The organism is Longimicrobiaceae bacterium (assembly GCA_035696245.1).
In the GTDB taxonomy this organism is placed as follows: domain Bacteria; phylum Gemmatimonadota; class Gemmatimonadetes; order Longimicrobiales; family Longimicrobiaceae; genus DASRQW01.
Genome location: DASRQW010000553.1, coordinates 1 through 2349, shown reverse-complemented (window position 1 = coordinate 2349; position 2349 = coordinate 1). Strand labels below are relative to the sequence as shown.

Here is a 2349-nt window from a genome sequence, read left to right as displayed (position 1 = left end):
CACCCGGTCGCGCTCGCGCTCCTGCGTGCCGCCGCGCTGCCCGTCGCCGCGCCGAGCGCCAACCGCTCGACGGAGATCTCGCCCAGCACGGCGGAGCACGTCGCGAAGAGCCTGGGCGGCCGCGTGGACCTGATCCTCGACGGCGGCCCTACGCGCGTCGGCATCGAATCCACCGTCCTGGACCTGACCGGCCCGCGCCCCGCCCTGCTCCGCCCCGGCTCGCTTTCGGTAGATGACCTGCGCCCCATCGCCGGAGACATCGTCCTCCCATCGGCAGATGCGTCGGGAGATGCGCCGCGGCCGTCGCCGGGGATGATGGACCGCCACTACGCCCCGCGCGCCCCGCTCTTCACGCTCGGTGCGGGCGCGCTGACCGAATCGGTCCTCCGCGACGGGGCCGCTGGACGGCGCGCCGGCGTCGTCTCGATGACGGGCGACCGTCTCGCCGGCGCGGAGACGATCGTGCTCCCGCGCGACCCGGCGGCGTACGCCGCGGGGCTGTACGCGGCGCTGCACGAGCTGGACGACCGTGGCGTGGACGTCATCTACGTGGAAGCCGTGCCGGACGGCGCCGCGTGGGCGGGCGTGCGCGACCGGCTGCGGAGGGCGTCCCACCGCGGGTAACGCGCTGCCGCATGCGGTGTACGAGGTGTTTCCATCGGCCGGGAGATTGGATAAGTTCACGCCCCCGACCAACGTACCGAAGGGACCGAGAATGACCGCACGCACCGAGCTGGTGGAAGGGCTGATCGCCCGCTTCCCGCACATCCCCCGCGAAGCCGTCCTGAAAGAGGACCTTCTGCGCACCGGGATGGCCTTCGATGACTCCGCGCTGACCGACAACCTGGATGGCGAGGTCAAGCCGAAGTCGTACTTCATCTTCAGCTTCGACCAGAAGCCGCTCGCGCAGTTGGGCAACGCGGCGAAGCGCCGCCCGCCCGAGGAGCTCGCGCTCACCGGCGGCCCGTGGGAGCTGCGCCGCACCATCGTGTCGGTGCGCGTGAACCCGGACTCGCCGTACCGCGTGACCCGCGACGAGGCGGCCGGCCTGCGCCTCACGCTGGAGGGCCGCACCATCGCCGACGTGGGCCTGCCGCCCATGCCGGAGTACTACCGGCACACGCTGGAGAACGGCAAGACGGTGATGGAGACGGCGCCCACCATCCAGTGGGGCTACCTCATCTACCTCACCGTGCTGCGCCTGTGCCAGTACTTCGGGGCGAAGGAGGAGTGCGGGTACTGCGACATCAACCACAACTGGCGCCAGCACAAGCAGGAGGGCCGCCCGTACACCGGCGTGAAGCCCGCCGCCGACGTGCTGGAGGCGCTGGCCATCATCGACAAGTACGACACGGCGAAGGCGAGCAAGGCGTACACGCTCACCGGCGGCAGCGTGACCAGCAAGGTGGACGGGCTGGCCGAGGCGGACTTCTACGGCCGGTACGCGGAAGCCATCGAGGAGCGCTTCCCCGGCCGCTGGATCGGCAAGGTGGTCGCGCAGGCGCTGCCGAAGGCCGACGTGCAGCGCTTCCACGACGCGGGCATCCGCATCTACCACCCCAACTACGAGGTTTGGGACAAGCGGCTGTTCGAGATCATCTGCCCGGGCAAGGAGCGCTACGTGGGCCGCGAGGAGTGGCACCGCCGCATCTTCGACGCCGCCGAGGTGTTCGGGCCGCGGTACGTGATCCCCAACTTCGTGGCCGGCGTGGAGATGGCGAAGCCGTTCGGGTTCGCCACGATCGACGAGGCCATCGCTTCCACGGCCGAGGGGCTGAATTACTTCATGTCGCGCGGGGTGACGCCGCGGTTCACCACGTGGTGCCCGGAGCCGGCCACGCCGCTGGGCAAGGACAACCCCGAGGGCGCGCCGCTGGAGTACCACATCCGCCTGCTGGAGGTGTACCGCGAGACGCTGGAGAAGCACGGCCTGCGGCCTCCGCCCGGGTACGGCGTGGCGGGCGCGGGCAACGCGGTCTTCTCCGTCAGCTCGTTCATGGACACCCTCGCCCCCGAGGACGTGACCGAGGAAGAGGCGGTCGGCGCCGCACTCTGACAGCCGAGCGCCGGGATCCGGTTGACCTGAACGCTCCCGTGCTCGTCGTGTAGCGCGGGCGCACGGCGTGGGGCGACCCCGTCTGTTCGGGGACGTGCATGGGACGGCCCCACACCAGACTCAGAAGCGAGTCATGGCGTGGGGCTTTTCTGTTTGGGTTCCCGCACGAGCAGAGATTCATCCGAGGCCTCACCCGGACGTCCACCATGCCTCGCCCCACGAATGGAGGAATTCGCATGGACAAGCACCTCTCGGGGATCAAGCCGGAATCGTGGCTCGTCTCGGCAGGGCGG

The 2349-nt window shown here is 70.3% G+C and carries 2 protein-coding genes; both read left to right on the top strand.

Annotation, left to right across the window (positions count from 1 at the left end):
* A partial coding sequence (locus VFE05_24650; protein HET6233289.1) for a Sua5 family C-terminal domain-containing protein occupies window positions 1–624 on the top strand: 624 nt, incomplete at its 5' end.
* 91 nt (window positions 625–715) lie between these two features.
* Window positions 716–2056 carry a radical SAM protein gene (locus VFE05_24645; GenBank protein HET6233288.1) on the top strand — a complete coding sequence of 447 codons (1341 nt, stop codon included), beginning with the start codon at window positions 716–718 and terminating at the stop codon, window positions 2054–2056.
* Window positions 2057–2349: the final 293 nt, after the last annotated feature.